The sequence below is a fragment of the Pseudomonas sp. GW458-11-26-14-LB4 genome (assembly GCF_059423925.1).
In genome coordinates, this window is record NZ_JBWKYU010000010.1 from 188858 (window position 1) to 215377 (window position 26520).

At 55.8% G+C, this 26520-nt stretch carries 30 protein-coding genes and 1 tRNA gene; 26 read left to right on the forward strand and 5 right to left on the reverse strand.

What is annotated here, in order from left to right; all coding sequences use genetic code 11:
• The first annotated feature begins 50 nt into the window (after positions 1-50).
• From AC07XZ_RS15670 to AC07XZ_RS15710, 9 genes are all read left to right on the forward strand, one after another.
• Positions 51-569, forward strand: coding sequence for an ankyrin repeat domain-containing protein (locus AC07XZ_RS15670; protein ID WP_011333214.1), 519 nt, complete (start codon positions 51-53; stop codon positions 567-569).
• Between the two features lie 90 nt (positions 570-659).
• On the forward strand, positions 660-1190 hold the full coding sequence (locus AC07XZ_RS15675; RefSeq protein WP_011333215.1) for a hypothetical protein: 531 nt from the start codon (positions 660-662) through the stop codon (positions 1188-1190).
• Between the two features lie 71 nt (positions 1191-1261).
• Entirely contained in the window at positions 1262-1453 is a 192-nt protein-coding gene (locus AC07XZ_RS15680; RefSeq protein WP_007959984.1) for a PLDc N-terminal domain-containing protein, read from the forward strand.
• Between the two features lie 133 nt (positions 1454-1586).
• A complete protein-coding gene (gene speE / locus AC07XZ_RS15685) occupies positions 1587-2462 on the forward strand; it encodes a polyamine aminopropyltransferase (RefSeq protein ID WP_007959983.1) in 876 nt (291 codons plus the stop codon).
• Between the two features lie 156 nt (positions 2463-2618).
• Positions 2619-2852, forward strand: coding sequence for a hypothetical protein (locus AC07XZ_RS15690; RefSeq protein WP_007959980.1), 234 nt, complete (start codon positions 2619-2621; stop codon positions 2850-2852).
• Positions 2853-3062: 210 nt separating this feature from the next.
• Complete coding sequence (locus tag AC07XZ_RS15695; RefSeq protein WP_007959978.1) at positions 3063-3410, forward strand: ribonuclease E inhibitor RraB; 348 nt, start codon at positions 3063-3065, stop codon at positions 3408-3410.
• 478 nt (positions 3411-3888) lie between these two features.
• Positions 3889-5298 (forward strand): circularly permuted type 2 ATP-grasp protein, encoded by a 1410-nt coding sequence (locus AC07XZ_RS15700; RefSeq protein WP_085748507.1) that lies wholly within the window; start codon positions 3889-3891, stop codon positions 5296-5298.
• A gap of 12 nt (positions 5299-5310) precedes the next feature.
• Complete coding sequence (locus AC07XZ_RS15705; RefSeq protein ID WP_007959974.1) at positions 5311-6261, forward strand: alpha-E domain-containing protein; 951 nt, start codon at positions 5311-5313, stop codon at positions 6259-6261.
• Entirely contained in the window at positions 6258-7067 is an 810-nt protein-coding gene (locus AC07XZ_RS15710; protein WP_007959971.1) for a transglutaminase family protein, read from the forward strand. The genes AC07XZ_RS15705 and AC07XZ_RS15710 overlap by 4 nt, the downstream gene beginning before the upstream one ends.
• Before the next feature lie 14 nt (positions 7068-7081).
• Here AC07XZ_RS15710 and AC07XZ_RS15715 read toward each other — a convergent pair whose 3' ends face one another.
• On the reverse strand, positions 7082-7867 hold the full coding sequence (locus AC07XZ_RS15715) for a c-type cytochrome (protein ID WP_102688281.1): 786 nt from the start codon (positions 7865-7867) through the stop codon (positions 7082-7084).
• A gap of 624 nt (positions 7868-8491) precedes the next feature.
• Here AC07XZ_RS15715 and AC07XZ_RS15720 point away from each other — a divergent pair.
• From AC07XZ_RS15720 to AC07XZ_RS15730, 3 genes are all read left to right on the forward strand, one after another.
• Positions 8492-9697, forward strand: a complete 1206-nt coding sequence (locus tag AC07XZ_RS15720; protein ID WP_085748509.1) for an acetyl-CoA C-acetyltransferase — start codon at positions 8492-8494, stop codon at positions 9695-9697.
• A gap of 17 nt (positions 9698-9714) precedes the next feature.
• Positions 9715-11859 carry a 3-hydroxyacyl-CoA dehydrogenase NAD-binding domain-containing protein gene (locus AC07XZ_RS15725; protein ID WP_102688282.1) on the forward strand — a complete coding sequence of 715 codons (2145 nt, stop codon included), beginning with the start codon at positions 9715-9717 and terminating at the stop codon, positions 11857-11859.
• Positions 11860-11954: 95 nt separating this feature from the next.
• Positions 11955-12677, forward strand: coding sequence for an amidotransferase (locus tag AC07XZ_RS15730; RefSeq protein ID WP_102688283.1), 723 nt, complete (start codon positions 11955-11957; stop codon positions 12675-12677).
• A gap of 39 nt (positions 12678-12716) precedes the next feature.
• On the opposite strand, the gene AC07XZ_RS15735 is transcribed toward AC07XZ_RS15730, so the two are convergent.
• The 3 genes from AC07XZ_RS15735 to AC07XZ_RS15745 all read right to left on the reverse strand — a co-directional run bounded on the left by AC07XZ_RS15735 (position 12717) and on the right by AC07XZ_RS15745 (position 15451).
• On the reverse strand, positions 12717-13688 hold the full coding sequence (locus AC07XZ_RS15735; RefSeq protein ID WP_085748511.1) for a magnesium and cobalt transport protein CorA: 972 nt from the start codon (positions 13686-13688) through the stop codon (positions 12717-12719).
• 134 nt (positions 13689-13822) lie between these two features.
• Entirely contained in the window at positions 13823-14545 is a 723-nt protein-coding gene (locus AC07XZ_RS15740; protein WP_102688302.1) for a 1-acylglycerol-3-phosphate O-acyltransferase, read from the reverse strand.
• A gap of 216 nt (positions 14546-14761) precedes the next feature.
• Positions 14762-15451 carry a crotonase/enoyl-CoA hydratase family protein gene (locus AC07XZ_RS15745; protein WP_011333225.1) on the reverse strand — a complete coding sequence of 230 codons (690 nt, stop codon included), beginning with the start codon at positions 15449-15451 and terminating at the stop codon, positions 14762-14764.
• A gap of 307 nt (positions 15452-15758) precedes the next feature.
• Between AC07XZ_RS15745 and AC07XZ_RS15750 the strand changes: the two genes are divergently transcribed.
• The 8 genes from AC07XZ_RS15750 to AC07XZ_RS15785 all read left to right on the forward strand — a co-directional run bounded on the left by AC07XZ_RS15750 (position 15759) and on the right by AC07XZ_RS15785 (position 21988).
• Positions 15759-15848 (forward strand) — tRNA-Ser (locus AC07XZ_RS15750).
• Between the two features lie 938 nt (positions 15849-16786).
• Positions 16787-17290, forward strand: coding sequence for a hypothetical protein (locus tag AC07XZ_RS15755; protein ID WP_102688284.1), 504 nt, complete (start codon positions 16787-16789; stop codon positions 17288-17290).
• The gene (locus AC07XZ_RS15760; protein WP_146024035.1) at positions 17290-17559 is read left to right on the forward strand and encodes a hypothetical protein; all 270 of its coding nucleotides are present in this window, start codon (positions 17290-17292) and stop codon (positions 17557-17559) included. Before AC07XZ_RS15755 ends, AC07XZ_RS15760 begins: the two co-directional genes overlap by 1 nt.
• Entirely contained in the window at positions 17556-17927 is a 372-nt protein-coding gene (locus tag AC07XZ_RS15765; protein ID WP_146024036.1) for a hypothetical protein, read from the forward strand. Before AC07XZ_RS15760 ends, AC07XZ_RS15765 begins: the two co-directional genes overlap by 4 nt.
• Positions 17924-20161, forward strand: a complete 2238-nt coding sequence (locus AC07XZ_RS15770) for a tape measure protein (RefSeq protein WP_146024037.1) — start codon at positions 17924-17926, stop codon at positions 20159-20161. Before AC07XZ_RS15765 ends, AC07XZ_RS15770 begins: the two co-directional genes overlap by 4 nt.
• Before the next feature lie 2 nt (positions 20162-20163).
• Positions 20164-20463: a hypothetical protein gene (locus AC07XZ_RS15775; RefSeq protein WP_146024038.1), complete on the forward strand. Its 300-nt coding sequence runs from the start codon at positions 20164-20166 to the stop codon at positions 20461-20463.
• Between the two features lie 699 nt (positions 20464-21162).
• Positions 21163-21330, forward strand: a complete 168-nt coding sequence (locus AC07XZ_RS15780; protein ID WP_158247734.1) for a hypothetical protein — start codon at positions 21163-21165, stop codon at positions 21328-21330.
• 19 nt (positions 21331-21349) lie between these two features.
• Positions 21350-21988 carry a helix-turn-helix domain-containing protein gene (locus AC07XZ_RS15785; RefSeq protein ID WP_102688287.1) on the forward strand — a complete coding sequence of 213 codons (639 nt, stop codon included), beginning with the start codon at positions 21350-21352 and terminating at the stop codon, positions 21986-21988.
• A gap of 71 nt (positions 21989-22059) precedes the next feature.
• Here AC07XZ_RS15785 and AC07XZ_RS15790 read toward each other — a convergent pair whose 3' ends face one another.
• Complete coding sequence (locus AC07XZ_RS15790; RefSeq protein WP_102688288.1) at positions 22060-22353, reverse strand: hypothetical protein; 294 nt, start codon at positions 22351-22353, stop codon at positions 22060-22062.
• A 167-nt stretch (positions 22354-22520) separates the two neighbouring features.
• Here AC07XZ_RS15790 and AC07XZ_RS15795 point away from each other — a divergent pair, with 167 nt between their 5' ends.
• The 6 genes from AC07XZ_RS15795 to AC07XZ_RS15820 all read left to right on the forward strand — a co-directional run bounded on the left by AC07XZ_RS15795 (position 22521) and on the right by AC07XZ_RS15820 (position 26399).
• Entirely contained in the window at positions 22521-22826 is a 306-nt protein-coding gene (locus AC07XZ_RS15795; RefSeq protein WP_102719559.1) for a hypothetical protein, read from the forward strand.
• Positions 22827-23099: 273 nt separating this feature from the next.
• Positions 23100-23423, forward strand: coding sequence for a hypothetical protein (locus AC07XZ_RS15800; protein WP_102688290.1), 324 nt, complete (start codon positions 23100-23102; stop codon positions 23421-23423).
• A 289-nt stretch (positions 23424-23712) separates the two neighbouring features.
• Entirely contained in the window at positions 23713-23916 is a 204-nt protein-coding gene (locus AC07XZ_RS15805; RefSeq protein ID WP_102688291.1) for a hypothetical protein, read from the forward strand.
• 32 nt (positions 23917-23948) lie between these two features.
• The gene (locus AC07XZ_RS15810) at positions 23949-24164 is read left to right on the forward strand and encodes a hypothetical protein (RefSeq protein WP_102688292.1); all 216 of its coding nucleotides are present in this window, start codon (positions 23949-23951) and stop codon (positions 24162-24164) included.
• A 54-nt stretch (positions 24165-24218) separates the two neighbouring features.
• Positions 24219-24773: a tyrosine-type recombinase/integrase gene (locus tag AC07XZ_RS15815; protein ID WP_102688293.1), complete on the forward strand. Its 555-nt coding sequence runs from the start codon at positions 24219-24221 to the stop codon at positions 24771-24773.
• A gap of 1233 nt (positions 24774-26006) precedes the next feature.
• A complete protein-coding gene (locus AC07XZ_RS15820) occupies positions 26007-26399 on the forward strand; it encodes a hypothetical protein (protein ID WP_102688294.1) in 393 nt (130 codons plus the stop codon).
• Positions 26400-26520: the final 121 nt, after the last annotated feature.

The window sequence follows — 26520 nt, forward strand, 5'->3', positions numbered from 1 at the left end:
GCGCTCGGGAAACTGTCGGCTTTCCGAACGACCGAAAGTGGAGTTGCCCCATGTCCGACCAAAGCCGCCAGATGACCCCCGAGGAAGCAGCCGAATTCACTGAACAGGTGTTCAACAAGGCGCGCGAGGGCGACGCGGTGATGCTCGATCGCCTGATCACTGCCGGTCTGCCGGTGAACCTGACCAACAGCAAGGGCGACACCCTGCTAATGCTTGCCAGCTACTACGGGCATGTGGATGCGGTGCAAGTGTTGCTCAAGCACAAGGCCGACCCGGAACAACGCAACGGCAACGGCCAGAGCCCGATTGCCGGCGCGGCGTTCAAGGGTGATCTGGCCGTAGTCAAGGCTTTGGTCGAGGGCGGTGCGCAGATTGAGGGCGCATCCTTCGATGGCCGCACGGCGCTGATGATGGCGGCGATGTTCAACCGGGTTGAAATCGTCGATTACCTGATCGACCAGGGCGCCGACCCGAAAGCCAAGGATGCCAATGGCATCACCGCGCTGGACGCGGCCCGCACCATGGGCGCCGTGGACACCACCGCGCAGCTGGAAAAACTGCTGGGCTGAGGCCGCTGGCCGGAACCCGATCTGTGGCGAAGGCGAGAATGCGCTATCCTTCGCGCCCTCAAAATTCCCTTCGCCACAGGATCCGCCCCCATGAAAGCCGCACTCGCCGAACTCATCAGCAAAATCAGCTCCGGCTGCATGGGCGAAGACGAGATCCTGAAAGTCGCGGATGAAGCGGCGCAGGCTTACGCCGATGCCGACGCATTTCTGACCGCCAACCCGGACATCAACTACGACGATACTTTCCCGATTCCGCTGGGCGAATGGGTGGTGGTCGGCAGCCTGCCGGAGACCGTACTGTTTCAGGCGGACACCTACGTTGACCTGTTCGCACAGATCGTGGCTTCGTTCGGCCCGGGCGTCGAGTTCAACCTCAAGCCCAAGCAACTGGCCAAGACCGAGGCGCTGACCGCGCTCAACCGCATCCAGGTGCAGATGAGCAGCCTGAACAAGGAAAACGGTGGTTACACGCTGATGAACTTCAGCCAGCTGCTCGACGACGAGCTGCAAGTGGTGCTGGTCTACGGCAACGACGTGCCGCGCGTACTGGAACTGTGCGCCGAAGTCGGCATTGCCGCCGCGCCGTCGCTGGAAGCCCTGAAGGTCGCCGTTCACGTCTGAACGCAATAAAAGGGAACCCTGAGCGCGACCGTCTATCCTAAAAGTGCATGCCACTATTCTGGAGCGACACCATGGGTTCCACGTTCAACGGCCTGGTCGGCCTGATCATTCTTGCGCTCGACATCTGGGCGATCATCAATGTGCTGAAAAGCGGCGCCGAGACCGGGATGAAAATCCTCTGGGTGCTGTTGATCATCCTCCTGCCGGTGCTGGGCCTGATCATCTGGGCGATTGCCGGGCCGCGGGGCAATGTGCGGATCTGACCGTTCGCACCGTGATTGGGTCGGACCGATGAACTGAGGTTCGACCTGTCATCTTCGGCAACGTAGAATGCGCGCCTTTCCCGGGCAATCGAACCTGACGATTGGCGCCCGCGCATTCATCGGAGCACTCACCATGACCGTCACCAAGACCAGCGAATACCTGGAAACCCTCTACGAAGGCTACGGCCAGCGTTTTCGCATGGAAAAACTGCTGCACGAAGTGCGCACCGAACACCAGCACCTGGTGATCTTCCAGAACCCGCGCATGGGCCGGGTGATGGCGCTGGACGGCGTGATCCAGACCACCGAAGCCGATGAATTCATCTACCACGAAATGCTCACCCACGTGCCGATCCTCGCCCACGGCACCGCCAAGCGCGTGCTGATCATCGGCGGCGGCGACGGCGGCATGCTGCGCGAAGTGACCAAACACGCCAGCGTCGAGCACATCACCATGGTCGAGATCGACGGCACCGTGGTCGACATGTGCAAGGAATTCCTGCCGAACCACTCCAAGGGCGCCTACGACGATCCACGCCTGAACCTGGTAATCGACGACGGCATGCGTTTCGTCGCCACCACCACCGAAAAGTTCGACGTGATCATTTCCGACTCCACCGACCCGATCGGCCCGGGCGAAGTGCTGTTCTCGGAAAACTTCTACCAGGCCTGCCACCGCTGCCTGAACGAGGGCGGCATCCTCGTGACCCAGAACGGCACGCCGTTCATGCAGATCGAAGAAGTGAAAACCACCGCCGGCCGCCTGCGCAGCCTGTTCCCGGACTGGCACTTCTATCAGGCGGCCGTGCCGACCTATATCGGCGGTTCGATGACCTTCGCCTGGGGTTCGACCAACCCTGCGTACCGCAAGCTGAGCCGCGAAGTGCTGCAACAGCGTTTCATCGGCAGCGGCATCGTCACCCGCTACTACAACCCGGAAATCCACATCGGCGCCTTCGCCTTGCCGCAATACGTGCTGCAGGCAGTGAACAAGCCAAGCAACGACTGATCGATCACGGGTCAGAAAAAGCCGAGGCCGGTGTGCGAAAACACGTCGGCCTCGGCTTTTTTCATGTTGCATCGGTGTAAACCTTTTGAACGATCAATCCTGACAAAAGTCGAGATAGGTGTAAGCCCATTTGCGGGTTTGATCGAGGAGGCTCCGATGTCAAAGTGGAAAGTCACTTTCGTGGACGATCATGGTGAAACGATCGACGAAGTCTTCGAGTGCGAGGAATGCCCCAGCCATGAACGGGCAGCTCGCCTCATCAAGGAGCGGTTGTTGCCGGTCGCCGCCGAGCTTGACCTGAACGATCTGGAAGGGCGCACCGCCGATGCCGGCGTGAAAAGCCTGAAAACCCAGAACAGCATCGAAATCCGCAGCATCACCCCAATCTGAATCTTCATTTTCTTCATGTACCAGGCCTTGGCAGCGGCTCTATCTTGGGGCTACTCTGCAAGCGAGATCAGCGAACGGATCGCTAAGGTCTGGTCTTGTCAGCTACATGCTTGTTTCCCGCCGGCAACGCGGTTGCCGTAAGCACCCGGGCCCGTTGGGCCAGTGCAGGGAATACGGAAAGTCTATCCATCTATGCGAGGGGGACGATTCATGAGCACAGCCTATCAAGAAGACATCAGCAGCAGTGTGCTGCGCCGCATGAAAGAAGGCGGTTTCGATTTTTCCCGATTCCATCCCATCGAGTTCTACGCCATTTTCCCGGACGAGGAGCGGGCGCGCAGGGCGGCAGGCAAATTTCGCGGTGAATCCATCAATGCCCAGGTCAGTGCGCGCGACGACGGCGCCTGGTCTCTGGAATTGAGCAAGGTGATGTACGCAACCTACGACGACATTGGCGATTTCGAGCAGGGCTTTTCGGCGGTGGTCGAGCCCTTGGGCGGCATCATCGAAGGCTGGGGCGTGAAACAGGAGATCCGCAACCGGCACCGTTTGAACTGATCACTCTCGCAACACGTCGAGCTACGGCTGACCTTCGGGTCGGCCGTTGTCGTTTCTGCCCCCCTGAACACCCCATGGCAAAACCCTGAAACAAGAAACCGGCGCAAAAAAAAGCCACCTGAAAAGGTGGCTGAAAGGGAAGACCGCAAGGAGAGGAAACCGGTCAGGGTTACGGCCGGGATGGCTGCCGAGGCAAGCCGGATCAGTGGGGCTGCGTACTTCGTCAGCGACGTTTTTGCAGCGGATGCGCGGATTATCCGCAGCCGGCACCGAGCAGTGAAATCAACTCTGACTATGCTGGTGATAGGCGACGGGACTGCGTCGCAATGAAGCGGGGGCGATCAGGTTGGAGCATTTGCCGCACAGGAATGGTGCGGTGCATGTGACGTGAATATCCAACCGATTGAAATCAAAGCGTTTATGCCGATGGCACGGGCCTTGCGAAGGCCTGTATGTCCGGAGTGACAAGGAGTACGGCATGATCCGCACCTATTTTGATGAAATGTACGATGCCGGCGGCCAGATCCGCCCGCATTACCGGGAGTTTGCCCGCTGGCTGGCCGAAACGCCTGACGAACTGCTGGCCCAGCGGCGGCGCGAGGCCGATCTGCTGTTCCATCGTGCCGGGATCACTTTCACGCTCTACGGGGACGAGCAAGGGACAGAACGCCTGATTCCCTTCGACACCATTCCGCGCAGCATTCCCGCCAGCGAGTGGCGGATCGTCGAGCGCGGCTGCATCCAGCGGGTCAAGGCGTTGAACATGTTCCTCGCCGACCTTTACCACGAGCAGCGCATCATCAAGGCCGGGATCATTCCCGCCGAACAGGTGCTGGCCAACGAGCAATATCAGTTGGCGATGCAGGGACTGGATCTGCACCGCGATATCTATTCGCACATTTCCGGCGTCGATCTGGTGCGCGACGGCGACGGCACGTATTACGTGCTCGAGGACAACCTGCGCACGCCGAGCGGTGTGAGCTACATGCTTGAAGACCGCAAGATGATGATGCGCCTGTTCCCCGAACTGTTCGCGGCCCAGCGCATCGCCCCGATCGACCATTACCCGAACCTGCTGCTCGACACCCTGAAAAGCTCAAGCCCGATCGACGACCCGAGTGTGGTGGTGCTGACACCGGGACGCTTCAACAGCGCGTTTTTCGAGCATGCGTTTCTCGCCCGGGAAATGGGCGTGGAGCTGGTGGAGGGTGCGGACTTGTTCGTGCGCGACGACAAAGTCTTCATGCGCACCACCGACGGCCCGAAAGCCGTGGACGTGATCTACCGCCGCCTCGACGACGCATTCCTCGATCCGCTGGCGTTCCGTCCGGACTCGATGTTGGGCGTGCCGGGGCTGTTGTCGTCTTATCGCTCCGGCAATGTGGTGCTGGCCAATGCGATCGGCACCGGCGTGGCGGACGACAAATCGGTGTACCCGTTCGTTACCGAGATGATCCGTTTCTACCTCGACGAAGAACCGATCCTGAAGAATGTGCCGACCTGGCAATGCCGCAATCCGTCTGAACTTTCCCATGTACTGGCCAATCTTCCGGAGCTGGTGGTCAAGGAAACCCAGGGCTCCGGCGGTTACGGAATGCTTGTGGGGCCGGCGGCGACGACCGCGGAAATCGATGCGTTCCGTGAGCGGATCAAGGCCAAGCCCCACGCGTACATCGCGCAACCGACGCTGTCGCTGTCGACCTGTCCGACCTTTGTCGAAAACGGCATTGCGCCGCGCCATATCGACCTGCGCCCGTTCGTATTGTCCGGCCGCGAAACCCGGGTCGTGCCCGGCGGTTTGACCCGTGTCGCCCTGCGTGAAGGCTCTCTGGTGGTGAACTCATCCCAGGGCGGCGGAACCAAGGACACCTGGGTGGTCGAGGATTGAAGGAAGCCTGCCATGTTAAGTAGAACTGCCTCGGATCTGTACTGGATGTCGCGTTACCTGGAGCGGGCGGAAAACCTCGCACGGATGCTCGATGTCAGCTATTCGCTGTCGCTGATGCCGCAGGACGGCCGTGGCGACGGCCTGCACGAACTGGCGATGCCTCTGCTGATCACCGGCACGCTGGACGATTACCTGGAACGTCACGGAGAGCTGCATGCCGAGCGCTTGCTGCACTTCTTCGCCCTCGACGCGGCGAATCCGGCGAGCATCTACAGCTGCCTCGGCGCGGCGCGAGCCAGCGCCCATGCGGTGCGCGGGCGAATCACTGCCGACATGTGGGAGAACATCAACGCCACCTGGCTGGAGATCCGTGGGATCGCCAATCAGGGCCTCAGCCGCTACGGCATGAGCCGTTTCTGCGAGTGGATCAAGGAACGTTCGCACCTGTTTCGGGGCGCGTCCTACGGCACCATCATGCGCAACGACGCGTTTCGTTTCATTCGCCTGGGTACGTTCATCGAGCGGGCGGACAACACGTTGCGCCTGCTCGATGCCCGCTACGAAATGGCCGGCGATCAGGCCGAAGCGGTCAGCGACGGCACGGCCCACGCCTATTACCAGTGGAGTGCGCTGTTGCGGGCGCTGTCGTCGTTCGAGGCGTACACCGAGATCTATCGCGATGCGCCCGGCGCCCGGCATGTGGCCGAGCTGCTGTTGTTGCGCGCCGACGTGCCGCGTTCGCTGCGGGCCTGCACGGAAGAGATCGACCAGATTCTCGCGCAACTGCCGGGGGCCAACGGTCGTCCCGCGCAACGGCTGGCGGCGGAAATGGACGCGCGTCTGCGCTACACCGGTATTCAAGAAATCCTTGAGGAAGGGCTGCACGCCTGGCTCACCGAATTCATCCCGCTGGTGCGCCAGTTGGGCAACGCCATTCACAGTTCCTACCTGGAGGCCGCATGAGACTTTCCATCAGCCACGAGACCACCTATCACTACGAAGATCAGGTGCGCGCGAGCATCCAGTACCTGCGCCTGACGCCCCACGACAGCGAGCGTCAGCACGTGCTGAGCTGGCAGCTCGACCTGCCGCGCCCGGTGCGCGCCCAGCTCGATCCGTTCGGCAACATTCTGCACGTCCTGACCATGGACGAGCCTCACGAAGCGATCATCATCGGCGCCCGGGGGCAGGTCGATATCGACGAGTTGCGAGAAGCCGAGCACGAGAGTCAGTCGGCGCTGCCGTTCCTGCGTTTCACCCGGCTGACCGAGGCTGATGAGGCGCTGCGCGCGTTTGCCGAAAAATCCTGCAAGCAACGACGTGACCGCAATGCACTGATCGACCTGATGCATGGCCTGAACCAGCACATGACCTACAAGCCGGGCGCCACCGAAGTCGATACCAGTGCCGCCGAGGCGTTTGCCGGCCGGGCGGGTGTTTGCCAGGATCACGCCCACGCGTTTCTCGCCTGCGCGCGCAGCCTTGGAGTGCCGTCACGTTATGTGTCGGGCTATCTGTACAGCGAGGATTGCGAGCATCTGGCCAGTCACGCCTGGGCCGAAGCCTGGATCGATGACGCCTGGTACAGCTTTGACGTGACCAATGAACTGGCGCGGCCGGAGCGGCACCTGAAACTGGCGGTGGGTCTGGATTATCTGGATGCCTGCCCGGTGCGCGGCATGCGCCGGGGCGGCGGCTCAGAGCAGATGCACGCGAAAGTGCTGGTGTCGCCGACACCAGCGCCAATCATCTCGGTGCAGCAGCAGTAAGCGGCGTAATTGGATTACTTGGCCGGCTCAACCTTGCGCCCGGCCATGTGCCGCAAATACCCGATCAGCTTCTGCAGATCCGCATCCGGCAACACCTCGGCAGAAAACCCTGGCATCTTCGCTTGCGGCCACTGACGCAGACTCTGTGGGTCGCGAATGTAGCGCTTGAGGAAGTCCGCGCCGAAGTACTCGGTCGGGTTGTACGGAATATTCAGGTCCGGCCCGAACTGCGCATCGCCCGCGCCATTCAGGCGATGGCAGGCCAGGCAGTTCTTCTGGAACAGCGCAAAACCCTGATTCACCGGGTCATCGGCCTTCAACGCAGGATCCGGCAGCAGGGCAGGGAAGCGCTCGGCCACCGGCGCCATGCGCTTGATGCTCGCCACTTCGAACGGCCATTGTTCCGGGCTGATATTGCCGGCCTGCGGATCGGTCCACACCAGATAGAACGGCCCGGCGCTGTGCTTGCCTTCCGACAGCGGCGGCCAGGGTTGCGCCGGATCTTCGATGGCGAGCCAGGCGCGTGAGCCTTTGTCGTTCAGTAGCGGTGCGGCGGACAGCTCTGCGGCAAAACCATCCAGTGCCACGGCTTGCAGGTGATCGTCCGGTTTGATGCCGGTCAGCAGCGCGGCCATCGGTACGGCGCGAAAAGTCATGTCCTTCTTGTAGGACACATCATTCTTGACCGTGAGGGTTTGTACCTGAGGATGCTTGAGCAACTCCTCGGTCTGCCAGGTGCGGCTGTTCGCGCCCAGCTCCAGATTCAGCTGCGCGGCAGACAGGGGCATGCTCAGCAGCATGGCCCCGAATAGAATGAGCGTTTTCAAGTGATCGCCGTCCGTGTCGTGGAAGTGCGCAAAGGTTGGCACAGCCACGCTGGCCCGGGTAGCGGGCCAGTCACATTTTCAGTGGCGATAAACAATACCTGCCGCTTGAATCAGCCGATGACCTTGGTCAGGTTCGGCAGAATCAACAACAGCGTCGTGGCGAAAAGAATGAGCCCTGCTTGCCGTACTTTCGGTTGTTTGAACATGGCTTGACCGCCTTTTTTGTTATTTCCTGATGCCTGCCTGCATATCCATGACGGCAAGCGCTGCACTTCCTGTAGCGAACGCCTGTCTCGGCAAAACCCGACGACAACGACGTACATCTTCACCTTAGGGCCCGCGTCACGCTTCGCTTAGATCCATTTCGTATGTATTTGCTACCTGTCGCGATTAAAAAGGCATGAGGCCCATTGCCAGCTTCTTTGCCGCCCGTTTGCTAGACAGCTCGCGCACCTGAACCGGTTAATCAAGCCACGGATGACCGTCCGTCTGAGCGTGCGCGTCAACGTCATTGAGCGCTGTGGTCATTGAATCGATGGCCTGCGAAGACAACAGTGACAGTACGAATTTCACTCACCGCACAGGTTCGAGGACGTCATGACCCAAGCTTTGATTTTCGACGCGTTACGCACGCCCCGTGGCAAGGGCAAGGCCGACGGATCGCTGCACAGCGTCAAACCGGTGAACCTGGTGGCCGGGCTGCTGACCGCTTTGCAGGCACGTACGGCGCTGGACACCAGCCAGATCGATGACGTGGTGCTCGGTTGCGTCACGCCGATTGGCGATCAGGGCTCGGACATCGCCAAGACCGCCGTGCAGGTGGCTGATTGGGACGTCAGCGTCGCGGGCGTGCAGATCAACCGCTTCTGCGCCTCGGGGCTGGAAGCGGTGAACCTGGGGGCGATGAAAGTGCGCTCCGGGTTCGAAGACCTGGTGGTAGTTGGTGGCGTCGAATCCATGTCCCGAGTGCCGATGGGCAGCGACGGTGGCGCCTGGGCGCTGGACCCGCAAACCAACCTGCACAGCCACTTCACACCACAAGGCGTCGGCGCCGATCTGATCGCCACCCTTGAAGGCTTCAGCCGGCAGGACGTCGATGCCTACGCGCTGCACTCGCAGCAGAAAGCTGCCCGCGCCCGGGCCGACGGTTCGTTCAGCAAGTCGCTGGTGCCGGTGCAGGACCAGAACGGCATCATCCTGCTCGATCACGATGAATTCATTCGCGCCGAGTCGACCCTTGAAGGCCTGGGCAAGCTCAAGCCGAGTTTCGAAATGATCGGTCAGATGGGCTTCGACGCCACGGCATTGCGGGTCTACAGCCATGTCGAGCGAATCAATCATGTGCACACGCCGGGCAACAGCTCGGGGATCGTCGACGGCGCGGCGCTGATGCTGATTGGCTCCGAAGCGAAGGGGCGTGCGTTGGGTCTGCAACCTCGGGCGCGGATTGTCGCCACGGCGGTCACCAGCACCGACCCGACCATCATGCTCACCGGCCCGGCGCCGGCCACTCGCAAGGCGCTGGCCAAGGCCGGGCTGCGGGTGGAGGACATCGACCTGTTTGAAGTCAACGAGGCGTTCGCCTCGGTGGTGCTCAAATTCATCAAGGACATGGCTGTCGACCCGGACAAGGTCAACGTCAATGGCGGCTCGATCGCCATGGGCCATCCGCTGGGCGCCACCGGTTGCGCGATCCTCGGCACCTTGCTCGATGAACTGGAAGCCCGGCGCCTGCGCTACGGCCTCGCGACGCTGTGCGTCGGCGGCGGCATGGGCATCGCCACCATCATCGAACGCCTCTGACCCCAAGGAATCCTGTCATGACCCAAGCCATTCGTTACGAAAAAGGCCAGGACGGCATCGTTGTCCTGACCATCGACATGCCGGGCCAGAGCGCCAACACCATGAACGCGGCGTACCGCGAGGCCATGGCCGAAAGCGTCGCCCGTTTGCAGGCGGAAAAAGATGACATCGCCGGGGTGATCATCACTTCGGCCAAGAAAACCTTCTTCGCCGGTGGCGACCTGAATGAACTGATCAAGGTCGGCAAGCCCGAAGCCAAGGCTTTCTACGACATGGTGCTGACCCTCAAGGGTCAGTTGCGCACCCTGGAAACCCTCGGCAAACCGGTGGTCGCGGCGATCAACGGCGCGGCGCTCGGCGGTGGCTGGGAAATCTGCCTGGCCTGCCACCACCGCGTGGCGCTGGACGATGCGTCGGTTCAGCTCGGTCTGCCGGAGGTGACCCTCGGCCTGTTGCCGGGCGGCGGTGGCGTGGTGCGGATGGTGCGCATGCTTGGCATCGAAAAGGCGTTGCCGTACCTCCTTGAAGGCAAGAAAGTCCGTCCGCAGCAGGCGTTGCAGGCCGGATTGATCGATGAGCTGGCGGCGGATCGCGATGAGCTGCTGGCCAAGGCCCGGGCCTGGATTCTGGCCAATCCTGCGGCCGTGCAGCGTTGGGATGTTAAGGGTTATCAGATTCCCGGCGGCACGCCATCCAATCCGAAAGTCGCGCAGATGCTGGCGATTGCGCCGTCGATCCTGCGCACCAAAACCCAGGGCACGTTGCCGGCGCCGGAGAAGATTCTGTGCGCGGCTGTGGAAGGCGCGCAGGTGGATTTCGACACGGCGCACCTGATCGAAACCCGCTACTTCACCGAACTGACCACCGGCCAGATCTCGAAAAACCTGATCGGCACGTTCTGGTTCCAACTCAATGAAATCAATGCCGGCGGTTCACGGCCGCAGGGTTTGGCACCTTATGTGACGAAGCGAGTGGGCGTGCTCGGCGCAGGCATGATGGGCGCCGGGATCGCCTATGTCAGCGCATCGGCCGGGATCGACGTGGTGCTCAAGGACATCAACCTCGCGGCTGCGGAAAAGGGCAAGGCGCATTCGGCGGCGTTGCTGGACAAGAAAGTCGCTCGCGGGCAGATGTCTGCGCAGCAGCGTGAAGCGGTGCTGGCGCGTATTCACCCGACCGAAAGCGATGCCGATCTGGCAGGTTGCGATCTGATCATCGAGGCGGTGTTCGAGGATCGTCAACTAAAGGCCAAGGTCTCGGCAGCAGCGCAACAGATGGTTGGCGCCGACGCTGTGATTGCCTCCAACACGTCGACCTTGCCCATCACTGGCTTGGCGACCGCAGTACCGGATCAAAGCAAGTTCATCGGCCTGCACTTCTTCAGCCCGGTGGAAAAGATGCCGCTGGTGGAAATCATCAAGGGCGCGCAAACCAGCGACGAAACCCTCGCACGCGGGTTTGATTTCGTACTGCAAATCAAGAAAACCCCGATTGTGGTCAACGACAGTCGCGGATTCTTCACGTCGCGAGTATTCGGCACCTTCACCAATGAAGGCATTGCGATGCTGGGTGAGGGCGTCAGCGCGCCGATGATCGAGACCGAAGCGCGCAAGGCCGGCATGCCTGTCGGACCGCTGGCGATCTCTGACGAAGTTTCCCTCAGCCTGATGAGCCATATCCGTCAGCAAACGGCCAAAGACCTTCAAGCAGAAGGGAAACCGCTGATTGAGCACCCGGCGTTCGCCGTGATTGACTTGCTGCTCAACGAATACAAGCGGCCGGGCAAGGCAGCGGGAGGCGGTTTTTATGAGTACCCGGCGGGTGGTCAGAAACATCTGTGGCCCGAGCTGAAAACCCGTTTCGAGAAAGCCGACGGGCAGATTTCACCGAAGGATGTACGTGATCGACTGTTGTTCGTGCAGGCCATCGAAACCGTGCGCTGTGTGGAGGAGGGCGTGCTGACGTCGACGGCGGACGCCAACGTCGGCTCGATCTTCGGCATCGGCTTCGCGGCATGGACGGGCGGCGCGTTGCAGTTCATCAACCAATATGGCGTGAAGGACTTTGTCGCGCGGGCACAGTATCTGGCGGAACAGTACGGCGAGCGTTTTGCACCGCCAGCGCTGCTGCTTGAGAAGGCCGCGAAGGGCGAGTTGTTCTAACGGGCTGGGGATGCATTTCGGGGCTTGCCTTGCCGGGGGGTTTCAAGGCAGGCTCTGGGGTGTGCATTATTCCCATCACGTGTCAGGTATTTTTTATGTCGCTACGCATCTGCATTCTGGAAACCGACATCCTGCGTCCGGAACTGGTCGATGAATATCAGGGTTACGGGCAGATGTTCCAGCGCCTGTTCTCGCAACAGCCGATCGCCGCCGAGTTCACGGTGTACAACGTGATGCAGGGCGATTATCCGAGTGATGACCTGATCTTCGATGCGTATCTGGTCACCGGCAGCAAGGCCGACTCGTTCGGTACCGACCCGTGGATCCAGACCCTCAAGCAATACCTGCTGACCCGCTATGAGCGCGGCGACAAACTGCTCGGCGTGTGCTTCGGCCATCAACTGCTGGCGCTGCTGCTGGGCGGCAAGAGCGAGCGCGCCACGCAAGGCTGGGGTGTCGGCATCCACAACTACAAACTGGCGGCCAAGGCGCCGTGGATGAGCCCGGTGCGTGAAGAGCTGACGCTGTTGATCAGTCACCAGGACCAGGTGACGGCGCTGCCGGAGAATGCAACGGTGATTGCGTCGAGCGATTTCTGCCCGTTTGCCGCGTACCACATCAACGATCAGGTGCTGTGCTTCCAGGGTCATCCGGAATTCATTCACGACTACTCGCGGGCGCTGCTGGATCTGCGTCAGGAAGCGCTGGGCGAGCAGGTTTACAGTAAGGGTGTGGCCAGTCTGGAGCATCAGCACCACGGCACCACCGTCGCGGAATGGATGATGCGTTTCGTGGCGCACAAGCCGACCGCTGCTTGAATCCAGACGCCCCCGTGTTTTACACGGGGGCGTTTTTTCTTATAGCCAGCCGGATTTCTTGAAGCTCGCCCACAGGCTCACGCAGCCGACCGTGATAAAGCCCAGCACGCCGAAATAGCCGTAGTGCCAGCTCAGCTCCGGCATGTTCTGGAAGTTCATCCCGTAGATCCCCGCCACCGCTGTCGGGAACGCCAGAATCGCCGCCCATGCAGCGAATTTGCGTTGCACCACGCTCTGGCGTGACGCCTCTAGCAACACGCCGATTTCGATGGTCTGGCTGGCGATATCGGCCAGGGTGGTCAGATCTTCCATCTGCCGATTCACGTGGATCTGCACGTCGCGAAAGTAAGGGCGCATGTTCTTGTCGATGAAGGGAAAGCTCAGCTTCTGCAGTTCTTCGCCGATTTCCACCATTGGCGCGGCGTAACGGCGCAGGCGCAGGACGTCGCGACGCAGGCCGTGCAGCTTCTGGATGTCGTATTCATTCAATGCGCTGCACAACACGTTGCGTTCCAGTTCATCGATCTCGGCGTGGATCGCTTCGCCCACTGGCTGATAGTTTTCGATCACGAAATCCAGCAGCGCATACAGTACGAAATCTTCCCCGTGCTCCAACAACAGCGGCCGCGCCTCACAGCGTTGGCGGACGTGGGCGTAGGACGCCGAGTGGCCATTGCGGGCAGTGATGATGTAGCCCTTGCCGGCGAAGATGTGGGTTTCGATGAACTGCAGAATCCCGTGTTCGCGCACCGGCGAGTAGGTGACGATGAACAGCGCGTCGCCAAAGGTTTCCAGCTTCGGCCGGCTGTGCTTTTCCAGGGCGTCTTCGATGGCCAGTTCGTGCAGGTTGAACTGACGTTGCAGGTTGGACAGTTCCTGGGCGCTCGGCTCTTCGAGGCCGATCCAGACGAAGTGGCCGGTCTTGGCGGCCCAGGCCGCGCCTTCGTCGAGGGAAATATTGGTGACTTTCTTACCGGCGCTGTAAACCGCAGCAGCAACAACTCGACCCATGGTGGTGATTCACTTCTTCTTGGCAGATGGCAGGGGAGACATGGCTTCAGCTTAGCCGTGTCGCTGCTTGAGAGTCAGTGAAATCTGCACAGTTCACCGGGCAAAAGAAAACCCGCACAGGGCGGGCTTCTTTTTCACGCAGCTTGCAGCTGCCGGTCCATCGCATCGATGCATTCGCGCATCTGTTCGCGGCACTGGTTGATCAGCATGGGCATGTCATCCATGGTCAGGCCGACGGTAGGAATTGCCGGCAGCGAGCGTATGAGAACGTTCCCGCTGTGCCAGCGGTTCAGACGCATGTGCTTGATGTAGCTGCTGACACACACCGGAACGATCGGCACCCCGGCGGCGATGGCCATCTGGAACGCGCCTTTCTTGAATGGCAGCAGTTCCTCACCCAGGTTGCGCGTGCCTTCGGGGAACACCCAGATCGAGGTGTCTTTGTACTGCAAGGTGTCGGTGGTGGTCAGCATCGACTGGCGCGCCTTGTGCGCGTTCCCACGATCGATCAACACATTGCCCGCCAGCCAGAACAGCTGCCCGAACAGCGGCACCCACTTCAGGCTCTTTTTGCCGATGCACACCGTCCGACGCGGCACCACGTTGCCGAACACGAACAGGTCATAGTTGGACTGATGATTGGCGATGATCACGCAGCTGTCGGGTTTGTTCATCAACGGGCCGACTTCGGCCTTCACTCGCAGACGCAAAATGCACATGGCCGGCAGTGCATAGAGGCGGGCGCACAGGCGACTGTTGTCCGGATTGAATGGCCGGCACACCCCGAGGATCACTCCGAGTATCCCCGCCAGAATAAAGTGCAGGCCCATCAATAACATACGAAACACAAACAGCATTTTCAGGCCCATCGGGACAAAAGGTGGCGCAGTGTACGGATGTGCACTGTTTTCGGCAATTGCCGCTATAGAGTCCGGAGATGGACGATGTTTAAGCGCATGTTTCCGACTTGTTGGTCAGAGGCGTCCTAGAGCTGCCGCGGAGTTTTCAACAAGCCGCGTAAGAAAAAGCCCGACACGACGGTCGGGCTTTTCTGAATCGGTATGAGCCGGGTGTCAGCCCAGATGCTCCTGATCCTGGATGATTGCGTTGTCCAGGGTTTCCAGCAGCGCCTTGCGCACTTTCAGCTTGGTGTTCTTGTGCGCAGTCATGTTGATCTTCTTCAACTGACGCGCGGCGGCGAGGGCAGCGCCTTGCAGTTCTTCGGCTGCGACCACCTTGTCGAGGAAACCGGCATCCACTGCGCTTTGCGGATCAAACATCTCGCCGTTGATCACCGAGCGGTGGAAGGCCGAGCGACGCAGGCGATCACGGGCCAGCTCGATGCCGGCGTGGTGCATGGTCATGCCGATCTGCACTTCGTTCAGACCAATGCTGAACGGGCCGTCGACACCGATCCGGTAATCGGCGGACAACAGAATGAATGCGCCTTTGGCTACGGCATGCCCCGGGCAAGCAACAATCACCGGGAACGGGTGCGACAACAGGCGGCGGGCCAGGGTCGAGCCGGCGGTCACCAGCGACACGGCTTCTTTAGGGCCGGCAGTCATCACTTTCAGGTCGTAGCCGCCAGAGAGAATGCCCGGCTGACCGGTGATGATCACAATGGCACGATCCGCCACCGCCTGATCCAGCGCCGCGTTGAAGGCCGCGATCACGTCCGGGGAAATGGCGTTGACCTTGCCGTTGCTCAGGGTCAGGGTCGCGATACCGTCTTCGAGGTGGTAGGCAATCAGGTCGCTCATGGCGCAATTCCTTATAAGAAAGATGGGCAGACGTTACCCACCGTCGCCGGTCAGGTAAAGCACTGTGACTGACCCGCCAGTCACCGTTTACCGGCCGATGCGCTGCAACACGCCCCGCGCCTGACGCCTGCGCACCTATATAGAAGGGCTGCGCCCACCCGAGATTGGCCGGATTGCCATGGCCCCTAGAAGGTGGAAGCGACTTTTTCTCTTAACCGCATGAAAATTCTGAAAAAAAGTTTGCCATCAGAAAAGCTTTCGACTACATTAGCGCGCCTCGACAGACAGAACATGTTTGAAGAGATACGGTGAAGTGTCCGAGTGGCTTAAGGAGCACGCCTGGAAAGTGTGTATACAGGAAACTGTATCGAGAGTTCGAATCTCTCCTTCACCGCCAAATTTAGAAAACCCCGTGAATTCAGTTACTTAGAGTTCGCGGGGTTTTTCGTTTGTACTACTAAATTGTATTACTCCCGCCTATCAGAATGTGCTTGGTGAGAATCGTCATTTCGGCCCCAAGTACTCTCTCATCCATTTCGTGTCATTTCACCATTCTCTCCGAATCAAACACTTCTAAACCATTTCTCCACTTGTCGGAATTTTTAGAAATGATTTGCTTTTTTGTTGAGTATGTGATTGCAATTTTAAGATTCTCGTGGTATAATGGTGTACCAATAAGGAAGTTTTATTGGTGTTGTACCGTCTAGTTCTAAAACCATTCAAACTTTCACTAACCGGCGACTAAGCCGAGTGGTGCTTTTGGCCGTCTGTAATTGCAGATTCCTTCACCGTCTCTGACCGGTGGGCCAATTTCAGAGAGGCGGTTGCGAGCTGCCGCGTCGCGTCTACGGCGATAGCCTCTAGGCATAGACCTATAATTTATTAAATATTTGCACCGAGAAGTAGTTGCCGCTGTGCTCGGTGTTTTGTGGCCTGTCTGTATCCAGCACTTCCAAGGGTGTGGCCAAACTTGGAGACGGGACTTGTGACCCCGTCGCTATCGCCGTCTACGATAGTTTCCCGGTGCCTGCTTTCACCGATAGACGCTCGAATTCGTTTCAAACTCACGTAACTTCGAATGACTCGTGCACTCATTAACCGGACATCGTTCCGGTTATTTTTTGTATTTAATCTCTTATTCTCACACAACTTAATCTCACCGGAGGCCATATGGCTATAGCCGTCGAAAGACCTTGCAGGGTTTGTAATGCACCCATGCAGACACAAAGAGCTTCAAAGCAAACCTGTAGCCATAAGTGCTACATGCAACATCATCGCGCCCAACAGCGCCAAAAAGTAACACAATCCACTATAAAAGCAGAAGGAAACAAAACCATGAGTCAATTGTTCCAGCCAGATGCAGTGCATCTAAAACGTTTACAGGATGTAGAAGTTGAGTTCTACAAGAATCGCACTCAGTGCAATATCCAAGGGCGTGAGCAACTTGGAATGATGGAGTCTTTCGAGATTCAAGGGCTACAACAAGCCTTGGACAAGTATGCTGAGTTGATCAGCGAAGGTTACACACCGTCAGCGGAGATCGAGCATCTACCTAAAATGGTAGCCGGGCCATTGGTTGACTGGGTAAATCTGTCTTTGCGTAAGCCAGAGTCGCAAGTTGAACAAGAAATTGCACAGATCAAGGCCCAAGTGGAATCTGATTACCTTGCTCGTCTAGAGGCTGAAAAAGCAGCCTGTGTGGCTAAAGAAGTGGAATCACTTTTGGCCAGTGAGCGCCGTAAGCGTCAGCAAGCTGAGTTGGATGCTAAGGCAGCACAAGAGGCAGAAGAATACGCAAGGGTAGAGGCTGAAGTGCTAGCAGCGCTTGGAGGTAAGTAATGGCTGATACCAAGCTAATTGATCCAGCATCATTGAATGGGACAGAACTTCTACTACGTCAGAAACATTGTCCAGAGACACTTGCTGCAAGCTCTCCAGAGGCCCCGCAAGGCCTTGTAATGGCTGATGTGCCACCAGTGCATCAAGAAGTAATTAAAGCGTCTGATATGAGTGTGGAAGAGCTTGCAGAGATGATTGAGGTGGAGTTGCGTAATCAGAAATTAATAGAGCTTGCAAGGCAAGCCCAAAAGAACAAAGGGAATAAATGACAAAAATTGCTACACCGATTCAGGAGCTGAAAAAATCTCCGCAACAATACTACGCTGTATATAGAGTTTCAAATCCCGCAAGTGTTTCCGTCTTTTTGGGTCTTGCCCATGCATATGTCCAGCGTCGTAGCGGAAGCACGATAGACTTTGCCCACCACTGGTTCGCTTTGGATGGAGATACAACCATCATCACCGTACAGGGTAGTCGTAATGCCCTGAGTTTCCTTGGTGAATACATCAACACTCACACACGCTATGTCTCTGATGTTCAAGTGGTCTACCACGGGTGGGGTTTTAAAACATTCAAAGCCATCGCAGATGATCTTTATGCCCGCCGCCTAAGCCTTCGTGAAGGGGCTAGTCGATGAGTGTTAACGAAGAAATTGCACGCCTAACCGGCAAGCTAGTCTTTGACGTTTCAAGCGCTCCTCTGACAAGGTTTCTCGGAATGCTCAAGACTGCCGAAACGGCTATGGCTCGTGTTGGGAAAGAAGCCCAACAGCTACAAGCTAAGTTGAACAAAGCATTTAATGTCACCGGTAAAGGCATGAGTGCGGAACGGGTGAAGCTCAATGCCGAAATTCGTAGGTCGTTGGACAAAGAACTTGCCATCGAAACCAAGCTTTCCAAACTTCGTCGTCAACAGTTTGCTGAAGGGTCGGCTCAGCAACGTTTGATTGCAGCAGGCACACGTCAAGAGAGCTGGATGCAGAGTGCAGCGCTTAAAGATCAAATTCAGCGTGCAGTCGTTGCTGCGAAATTGCAGAAGGTGCAGCAAGAAACGCTCAAAACCAAGTTGGGCGAGGCCAAGCTACAAGGTGCTGCCGAACAGTCGGCACTCCGCCAAGCACGACTGGCTGACATCCTGCAAAAGAGGCAAGCCAGAACTGTGCAGCTTCAACAGCAAGCTGTATTAGCTCAGAACAAGTTTCAGAGAGCTGAGGCAGCGCTGAACAACGCTCGTGCTAGTGGCATTCGCCAAGCCGAGCGATACGAGGCCTCTAAGGTGGCAGCGGCTGTACGTGAGGCGCGTGCGGCGGTACGGCAAGATCAGGCGACCCAGCGTTTCACCTTTGCGGCTGAGCGTCACGCGGCTTGGAAGGCCCGTCAGGAGGCACCAAAAGAAATGGATTTCGGCGGTCTCGCCGTTGGCTTCTCAGCAGCTTCAGCAGCGGTGTACAGCCTTGTGAAAGGCATCGGATACCTGAACGAAAGGATTCAACAGCGTCAGGAGAGTGCGAGTACGGCAGAAAGCTTTAACTCAGCACTCCAGTCAGCCGGAGGCAAGAACCCAGCAAACCAGAAATTTGCTCGTGATCAGTTTGTAGATATCTCGAACAAGTATGGTCAGGAGATATCGGTAGAGACGGCAAAGTCCTTCGCTCTATTCATCCAAGGTCAATTGGCACTCGGTAAGACACTCACCCAAGCTACCAAGATGTTCGAGGATCAGTCTGCGACATTCCGTGCTGCTGCCCTTGATAAGGAGGCTCAGAAACGAGCGGCTTATCAGTTGAATCAGATCAGGGCAAAGGGGAAGCCTGAGGGAAGCGACGTAAACGATTTGTTTGACGCCGTGGGCGGTGTTGTCGCCGCTTCAATTCGTCAGGCAGCGGCCACACGGTTGAACTTCAAAGGCAAAGTGGAAGAGCAAGCAGGATGGTTCAAGCAGGCTGTAACCGATGGGAAGATTAAGGCTGCTGATTTTGATCAGGGTATGACCAACTTCCTGAACGGTAATAGAGATCTGTTGGAAAGACAGATGAACTCTATTGCGGCGAATCAACAGCGTACAGAAAACCAAGCGTATCTGAACGACAACACAGTCAACACTAATGCTGAATTGAAAGCAGTAATTCTTGATCGGATCAAGGCAGAGAATGAACTCAACACAGCGTTGCAGCCATTGATGAACTCACTCCGCGATTTCGACCAAGGGCTGACAAAATTCAATACGTCGTTGATCCGTATGCTAATCGGACACGATGCAAATGGTAATGCTGTACCAAATGCCATGCAGAAAGATCCGAATGCTCTACCGGGTACGGTTGGTGCTGCTCTTGGCCCAAGACTGAAGCCAGAGTCGCCAGATGAGCAAGCAACTTTGGATGATCGTGCTAAGCCCGGACTATTGAATGGCTTACGCCGTCTATTCACGGGTGTATCTATTGAGGATGATCAAGCAGTAGCTAAAGAAAATAGAGAGCGTTGGGGTGGCGGTAAATTCAAAATCAACCCCGTCGAGACAGGAAATTTTGACGTTTTCTCTTTGAAGCTGAATTTGCCAGCTTTTGAAGAGAAATTCGCTGATCTTGCTGAACGAGTTGGGGAGTACACCCGCTTTCGCGAGGACTCAATACAGCCGATTACCTCAAGAGAGCTAATGAGGGCTTCTGGTTCTTCTGTGCAGTACCCAGTGCAGCAAATCACAACGACAAATGAGCATGTTACAAATAACAACAATAACGAAGTGCGTAACGAGATCACAGTCAATATAACTGCTCCTGCTGGTGCGGATGCTCCCGAGATTGGTAGGGCTGTTCGTGAGGAAGTTGGGAAGATGTTGCGTGAAACTGGCATCAACCAACAAGAGGTGCAATGAGGATGCTGTCTATCATCAAGGCAGTCATGCTTGGTGCGTTGTTGCAGATGGCGGTGGGAACTGGTCTCACCGTTTATTTGTTCAATCATGCAAGCGATATGGCTTTGCAATATGCTCAGATGGCTGAGCGTAATGCTAACGCTTACACGGATATGGCTAAGCACAGTGTGACCAAGGCTGTACATGATCAATACAATCGCCTCCAGCTTGAGCAGAGTAGGGAGCGTGAGGATATGAAGAATTGGGTTAATCGTCGTATAGATTTGAAGGTGTCTCAGGCGTTAAGGGGGATCAAGTATTGAAATACGAAGATATCGCTAACGAAGCCAATCACAATCAAGCGTGCCGTGAGTACATTGGTGAGCGTTACGGAGTTTCTGTAGTGCATCAGCTTCCCTCTGTAATTGAGACTCTGTGGGATTGCGTCCTATTCGGTATGCCCGAAGGGCTGGCACACATTGCCATCTTTGCTCAGCACGGATTAGCGACACCAAAGAAGAACTAATTGCACTCCATGCATATAAAAGACCTTGACAAAATAGGGCAAAAAAGCGTATAAGAGGCGCTCTTCCCAGTAGTCCGCACCGAACGTTCTCGACACGCCATAGAGTGATGTCAGGCGTCGGTTTTCGTTCGTCTGGAATTTGGCTATAGCGTTTGCACCGGATACCTACAGGGGGGAAATTTCCCTATGTACGCAGGGGAAAATCCACTACGTCACAGAGGGGAAAATCCACTACTAATAAGATAGATAATAAAAAGAAAGAAATAATAAGATTGAATATGGTGTGTGAATTCGCTCACTGCGTTCGCTGCGCTGTGTACGCCCTCTGGGCTTCTTGCACCTACAAAACAGAAGAGCTTTTCTTGTTCTGTGTGAATATATTTATTGATCGTGCAAAGATCATCAAACAGCGGTGCAATCGCCCTATAGAAGCAAAATTGAGTTTGCACAGGTCATTCTGACCTTTGTGAGGATTTACCGTGCAGGAGAAAATAAAATGAACATTCAATTTCGTCAACACAGCCGAGAATGGTTAAAGGCCGGTAATGGCAATGGTGGCCCCAGTGCAGCAGCTCGTGTTGCACAGATGATTGAAATAATTGCCCTCTACCGAACTGGGGCAATGGAAGAGTCCAAGTTCCTAGAACAAATTAGAAACCTTTAACAGGAAAACGAGGAATACGATGGCCGAAAATTTTTGCCAAATTACGCATGAAATGATGCGTGCTACTCACTGGGTCAGCAAGACAACTGGTGAACATTTAAAACTCAGCCCTGCTCAGAAAATTATCTGGGTGCATATGAATAATCGTTACAATTTTTTTCGCTCGCTTGGTAAGGAGTGGTTTGACTCGCAGGAGGATATTGCCTTTGCCACAGGATGCGATGTTAGTACGGTGAAGCTATTCATTAAGCAGCTAGTGGAGCATGGCTATATGAAGGTTGAACGTAAGAAAATCCGTGGTTTTATACACTCAAATAGTTACAAGATCATTGCTTTCCTACAATTACACAACAAGCACGTGCCTGTAAGCGCTCCCTTGCAGCCTTCTAGCGAAGTGGTGGGATCAGGCAGTGCATTAACAGCCCTTGCAGATGGCGGTGCTGTAAGCGCTTCACAGGAGGTCGTAGAACAACCAGTTCCATTTTTTGAAGATATCCCTATTGGAGCGTATGCCGACATGCCATTAAAAGCCACTGTAGTCGTGCATGAAGCATCTCGGGGATTCGCTGATACACTGGATACGGTGGTGCAGTATGAGGTTCCTAGGCTTACCAAGGGGCTCGCTACTAGCTCAAGTGAGTCGGATCTATGGGGGTGAGATCCTCAGCCAGTTCGTGGCCCTACGATTTTAGGGCCAGCGTTCTTGGGGGAGGGCGAATTATCAAGAGGTTAGTTAGATAGTGACTCGTGAGCAGTCCACACTTCGATATCGTTTTCTATAACTTGGACTTGGGACGCGCTGAATACATTAAGATCTAGGACAATTACCTTATAGTCCTTGTTAGTAAAACCACATCCGCCTATGAGTTTGTTCACGCCTTGCACAATGTATTTGAGCTGTTTGTCGTAAGCTTCCTCAGTCGGGCAAATGAGCGATCCTTGCTTGAGTGTCTGAGGGGCTGCCATAGCGTTGTCGGAGAGGATTAAACTGAGGGCGAGCAGTGCAGATTTAATGGCATTCATACGCAATCCCTACGTTGTTGATGCTGATGTGCCATCAGTGTAGACCCGCATTCCTTTGCGCGTAACCACTTTGGTAGTGGCGCATTGATATATCGTCTACGCTTGCTGTAGAAGGTAGGTAATGCTCGCTTCGCTTGCGGAACAACCAATGACATAGGGACGTGACCATGACGTATTGCATGCTATCGCTAGACCTTGCGAACGCTGATGACGAACAGCGCACCAATTTTTATGCCGTGCTTGAGGTTGATGACTGGGTGAAGCTCGCTGACGTAGATACCGTTTGGCAGAAGCGTTTCGATGACACATTCGTTAGACCGTCCATCCAGCGACGTGTTATCACGGTCTTGGAAAGAGCTGCCGATACAGCAAGAATCAGGCTCGTAACGTTCGCTGCTCAGATCGGCGACAACCCGGCTTCTACAGGTAGAACTGTGAAGGTTGTGGGTGGGTTCGAAACCTCGTTCAACTAGTCTACGAATACGATAGGACAACGGTTTGCGGGGTGGCTGGAGGATGAAAATCCCAGCGTCAGCACTGACTCCGCCTTGTAAATAATCATTATGCGAGTTTGGAAGTAATAACTATATCAAGGTAACTGTGTCAATTTTTAATCATAACTAACGCTGGTAGGTCGTTAGTAATAACTGTATCAACTACGCAGTTTGGAAAATAAACTTGCAGAGAGATGAAGGTAGGTATAGCGTTTACTTAAAGTCTCCCGCATTAACCAAGAGATAATTGATATGCATACTCACGTGCTGCTTTCGTTCGACTTGAAACAGAACACTGATACAGAGCATCGCGACCTTTTCGATGAGCGTTTGGAGGGGTGCGGCTGGATGGACTGCCCCGATGTAAGCAGCACCAAGACCAAAGTGTCCAAAAGTGGGGATGTGGAAGAGATTAAGGTTGCTGCACTAATGGAGATCTACGAAGCTGCACTCCACGCACGCATCAAAGAAATTTCTTTTATTGTGCAGTGTGGAAACTTAGAGCCAGTCAGCAAAACGTTTCTCAATCCCAAGCTCAAAATGTCGCTCAGCGAGCGCCTTGGTCTTCTATCGTAAAACCTCGGTCATAACTCAAAACAACTAGGGTGAAAGCCCATCAAAACCTGTCGTTTCGGTGGTTTTGATAGATTCAGCAGATGATTTGCAATCAGCTACAAGCCAGCATCCACGTGGGCTGTAGCCAAAACGGATAAGTTGGCTTCGGTGGATATGCCCTAACTCGCACCAAAACGGTAGTTTTGAGCTGGAATCACTAATTTGTGCGGAGCTGCTCTATCTGGCCCGGTGCTGGTGCCAACTACCACTGATCCTCTGCACTAGAGGCCCACTATCAGGAAGGATTGTCATGCCCATATTTACGAAAGAAGAAAGCCTGCTGGTTTGGATTCACGAGAAACGAGCAATCGAGGAGCGCCATCTACCAGTGTTCGGATCTTTGCTCTTCGCCGGGTGGGTGACTGCTACCCAAGACGGTGACGGTCAGTACAGTGACATTGCCCTGACTCCCAGAGGCCAAGCCAAGGTTGATGAAGCGATATTTCGCGATTGATCCTCCCGTCCACACCCCTCAAGGATGACCTCATGACCTCCCAAAATCAGGCCGTAGCAATGGCCGATGCACTGACGCTGCTGCTCCACCAGCAACACGGTATCGCCGCTGCTGTTGAAGAACTCGCCAAATGGGTAGCGAGCCAAGGTGGCAGTGTCGCCGCTGACAACGCCCTAGTGGCGCTCGAAGGATTGGACTTGCACAGTCAGGCGCTGATCGATGCGATCAATATGGTGAGGGTGGGGTAGTCGCCAGCGCTCTAATTAACACATCGTCATCCAGTGATCGGGGTGTTAACTAGAATGAATGTCGTAGAGGCGGTGAAAACAGAGGGTGAGGCTAGGACAGTTAGTCGCAAGCTCACGCTCAATGCCAAGGGCAATACCCTATACGCAGACATCTGGGAGTTCGGTATCAACACCGCACTCCGTATCAGCGACTTGCTCACGCTCACATTTGAGGATGTGCAAGGTGACAAGCTGGTGATCAAGGAAGCGAAGACAGGCAAGACCCGCCAAATCGATTTGAACAGTGGCGCGAAGGCAATCATTGCCCGGCGTCGTCAGGCCAACCCTGACCACATCTTTCTTTTTCAAGTGAACAGCAATCGGGCCAAGGGCAAGGCTGTCAGTCGTGTAGCCGTAGCCACTGCATTCAAGGCTGTCGGTGATGAGATGAGTATCCAGCTTGGTACGCACTCAATGCGGAAGACACGCGGCTGGCTCATGTACAGCGCAGGTAAGGGAATCGAACTGATTTGTAGGGTGCTGAATCACAGCAGCCCTGCTGTCACCATGGCGTACATCGGTATCACCCAAGCCGAGGTTGATGCCACTTACCACGAGTTCGTGTTCTAACCATTGCAAGACTGCACCTAAGCCCGCCTTGAGCGGGCTTTGTTGTGTCTATCGCTCGCTTCGTCTGTAGGGTTGCATGCCTCTGACGGCCTTTGAGAGCGCTACAGGGCGTCAGATTATTTCTACTTTTTCAGCGTTTGGATAAGCCCTTGTCGCAGGCCGCTTAACGGCGCAGGCAAGACCGAGCCGATCTTATTTTTCAGACGCAAACGCAGAAGCTGAGCAAGAGTGCTCAGTGAGTTTTGGAGGGGGCTAGGTTCTGGAAATATTGTGCGGGTAGGGCCACCAAATCAGCACAAGCTTGGTGGCTTGTCACTAACCGTTAACGGGGAGGGCTACGGTGGTGGTGGCACACATCCTCCCATTCGCCGAAACGAAAACGGCGATACTGACGGACAGGGACAGTCTTCTTGCCAACGGTGTTGCATTCAAAGCTAGGCATATGGTCATTCCTTATGCGATTGGGTTGATCGCACACATCAAGATCCGGAATGACCGCCGATCAAACACCGATTGACGTAGTGGCATCAATTCGGTTAAATGGCGTCCTTCTCTTGACGGTGCTAACGCTAAGTCGAAGAGGCGAGTAGTTGTGTCTGTCCTGAGAAAACGTGACATGGCTGCTCGTGAACTTTTTCAACAGAGCTGCCCCCATGGGCGGCTTTTTTGCGTCTGCTGAATTGTAATCGCATTTCCGAATGCGCTGCAAGGCTTCTGAGGTGCTTTCTACGCATCTTTCGCAATTAGTTGCCCTCCGACCCCTCATAACTATGTCAAATCGCTTCTGAGGGCCTCTTGGGGGCCTAAAAAGGCCTTTGGTGGCACCATCCGTTGCATTATTGAGACGAGCGACTTCCCTCCGATGAAAGAGCTTTCTCACGAATTGAGAGTCCGAGGAGGCTTAAACCCCAACATGTAGGGTTTCGTAGGGAGGCGACCACAAGATAATGCGTTTTAGGCGGGTGTTGCAACGTACTGCCTGTGGATAACCCTGTGTAACGAAAGTGAGAAAGCAGTCAATCCGCTGGCGTTGAGCCTTCGTCACTCATTTCTGGGCATACGTCTTTTTTGCGCAAGCGAACCCTTTCACAAAAATCCTTCTATATAGAGGGCGCGATTAGTGCTCGTTTCGATGGGCGGAAATGCTCATGTCTTTTCGGTCGGTGGGCACCGTGCCATCACACGTGTTAACTGATAGCATCCGCCTGAATAACGATAAGGATGGCGGTGGCTATGGAGTATTTACCTTGGGTGGTGATGGCATTTGGTCTGTTTCTGCTGTTTGTGACGCGCCAAGTCCGTCAGCGTGGAAATGTTGCAGATGAGGCAACGTACAGCGACAACCATACTCACACTCACACTCACACTCACACGCACATTGCGTACTCCCAGCACCCGGGCAGAAGGGAGCTACACGTAAACACAAAAGATCTTAAAGATCCGACCGTTCTACATGCTCCACAAAAATCGCATGGGTCAGAGATCTGGATGCCGATCATCTTGTCCTTGTTTATTACGGGTGCGGCATTGGTTGTAATCCTGCTACCCGGCTACTACGGTGAGGCTCAGCAGAAATGGGCTTTTGGCGTAATTGGTCTGATCCTGGGTTACTGGTTCAAGAAATGATTTATTCTGTTTCCATCTCGAAATTTGCACCATAATTCTTTTCTGGAATAGCGTCGCAACATACATAGGCGAAGCAACAGATCCCTGATACCTCCTTGCAGGCACTACGCGAGATCCTACG

Bases quoted from the DNA above. Each gene is read 5' to 3' on its own strand.
- AC07XZ_RS15735 (WP_085748511.1), bottom strand. From the start codon at position 13,688: ATGGGTCGAGTTGTTGCTGCTGCGGTTTACAGCGCCGGTAAGAAAGTC.
- AC07XZ_RS15760 (WP_146024035.1), top strand. From the start codon at position 17,290: ATGGCTGATACCAAGCTAATTGATCCAGCATCATTGAATGGGACAGAA.
- AC07XZ_RS15785 (WP_102688287.1), top strand. From the start codon at position 21,350: ATGGCCGAAAATTTTTGCCAAATTACGCATGAAATGATGCGTGCTACT.
- AC07XZ_RS15720 (WP_085748509.1), top strand. From the start codon at position 8,492: ATGACCCAAGCTTTGATTTTCGACGCGTTACGCACGCCCCGTGGCAAG.
- AC07XZ_RS15780 (WP_158247734.1), top strand. From the start codon at position 21,163: ATGAACATTCAATTTCGTCAACACAGCCGAGAATGGTTAAAGGCCGGT.
- AC07XZ_RS15800 (WP_102688290.1), top strand. From the start codon at position 23,100: ATGCATACTCACGTGCTGCTTTCGTTCGACTTGAAACAGAACACTGAT.
- AC07XZ_RS15690 (WP_007959980.1), top strand. From the start codon at position 2,619: ATGTCAAAGTGGAAAGTCACTTTCGTGGACGATCATGGTGAAACGATC.
- AC07XZ_RS15770 (WP_146024037.1), top strand. From the start codon at position 17,924: ATGAGTGTTAACGAAGAAATTGCACGCCTAACCGGCAAGCTAGTCTTT.
- AC07XZ_RS15815 (WP_102688293.1), top strand. From the start codon at position 24,219: ATGAATGTCGTAGAGGCGGTGAAAACAGAGGGTGAGGCTAGGACAGTT.
- AC07XZ_RS15745 (WP_011333225.1), bottom strand. From the start codon at position 15,451: ATGAGCGACCTGATTGCCTACCACCTCGAAGACGGTATCGCGACCCTG.
- speE (WP_007959983.1), top strand. From the start codon at position 1,587: ATGACCGTCACCAAGACCAGCGAATACCTGGAAACCCTCTACGAAGGC.
- AC07XZ_RS15715 (WP_102688281.1), bottom strand. From the start codon at position 7,867: ATGCTGCTGAGCATGCCCCTGTCTGCCGCGCAGCTGAATCTGGAGCTG.
- AC07XZ_RS15775 (WP_146024038.1), top strand. From the start codon at position 20,164: ATGCTGTCTATCATCAAGGCAGTCATGCTTGGTGCGTTGTTGCAGATG.
- AC07XZ_RS15730 (WP_102688283.1), top strand. From the start codon at position 11,955: ATGTCGCTACGCATCTGCATTCTGGAAACCGACATCCTGCGTCCGGAA.
- AC07XZ_RS15725 (WP_102688282.1), top strand. From the start codon at position 9,715: ATGACCCAAGCCATTCGTTACGAAAAAGGCCAGGACGGCATCGTTGTC.
- AC07XZ_RS15740 (WP_102688302.1), bottom strand. From the start codon at position 14,545: ATGCTGTTTGTGTTTCGTATGTTATTGATGGGCCTGCACTTTATTCTG.
- AC07XZ_RS15765 (WP_146024036.1), top strand. From the start codon at position 17,556: ATGACAAAAATTGCTACACCGATTCAGGAGCTGAAAAAATCTCCGCAA.
- AC07XZ_RS15755 (WP_102688284.1), top strand. From the start codon at position 16,787: ATGAGTCAATTGTTCCAGCCAGATGCAGTGCATCTAAAACGTTTACAG.
- AC07XZ_RS15700 (WP_085748507.1), top strand. From the start codon at position 3,889: ATGATCCGCACCTATTTTGATGAAATGTACGATGCCGGCGGCCAGATC.
- AC07XZ_RS15680 (WP_007959984.1), top strand. From the start codon at position 1,262: ATGGGTTCCACGTTCAACGGCCTGGTCGGCCTGATCATTCTTGCGCTC.
- AC07XZ_RS15805 (WP_102688291.1), top strand. From the start codon at position 23,713: ATGCCCATATTTACGAAAGAAGAAAGCCTGCTGGTTTGGATTCACGAG.
- AC07XZ_RS15820 (WP_102688294.1), top strand. From the start codon at position 26,007: ATGGAGTATTTACCTTGGGTGGTGATGGCATTTGGTCTGTTTCTGCTG.
- AC07XZ_RS15670 (WP_011333214.1), top strand. From the start codon at position 51: ATGTCCGACCAAAGCCGCCAGATGACCCCCGAGGAAGCAGCCGAATTC.
- AC07XZ_RS15675 (WP_011333215.1), top strand. From the start codon at position 660: ATGAAAGCCGCACTCGCCGAACTCATCAGCAAAATCAGCTCCGGCTGC.
- AC07XZ_RS15705 (WP_007959974.1), top strand. From the start codon at position 5,311: ATGTTAAGTAGAACTGCCTCGGATCTGTACTGGATGTCGCGTTACCTG.
- AC07XZ_RS15790 (WP_102688288.1), bottom strand. From the start codon at position 22,353: ATGAATGCCATTAAATCTGCACTGCTCGCCCTCAGTTTAATCCTCTCC.
- AC07XZ_RS15795 (WP_102719559.1), top strand. From the start codon at position 22,521: ATGACGTATTGCATGCTATCGCTAGACCTTGCGAACGCTGATGACGAA.
- AC07XZ_RS15810 (WP_102688292.1), top strand. From the start codon at position 23,949: ATGACCTCCCAAAATCAGGCCGTAGCAATGGCCGATGCACTGACGCTG.
- AC07XZ_RS15710 (WP_007959971.1), top strand. From the start codon at position 6,258: ATGAGACTTTCCATCAGCCACGAGACCACCTATCACTACGAAGATCAG.
- AC07XZ_RS15695 (WP_007959978.1), top strand. From the start codon at position 3,063: ATGAGCACAGCCTATCAAGAAGACATCAGCAGCAGTGTGCTGCGCCGC.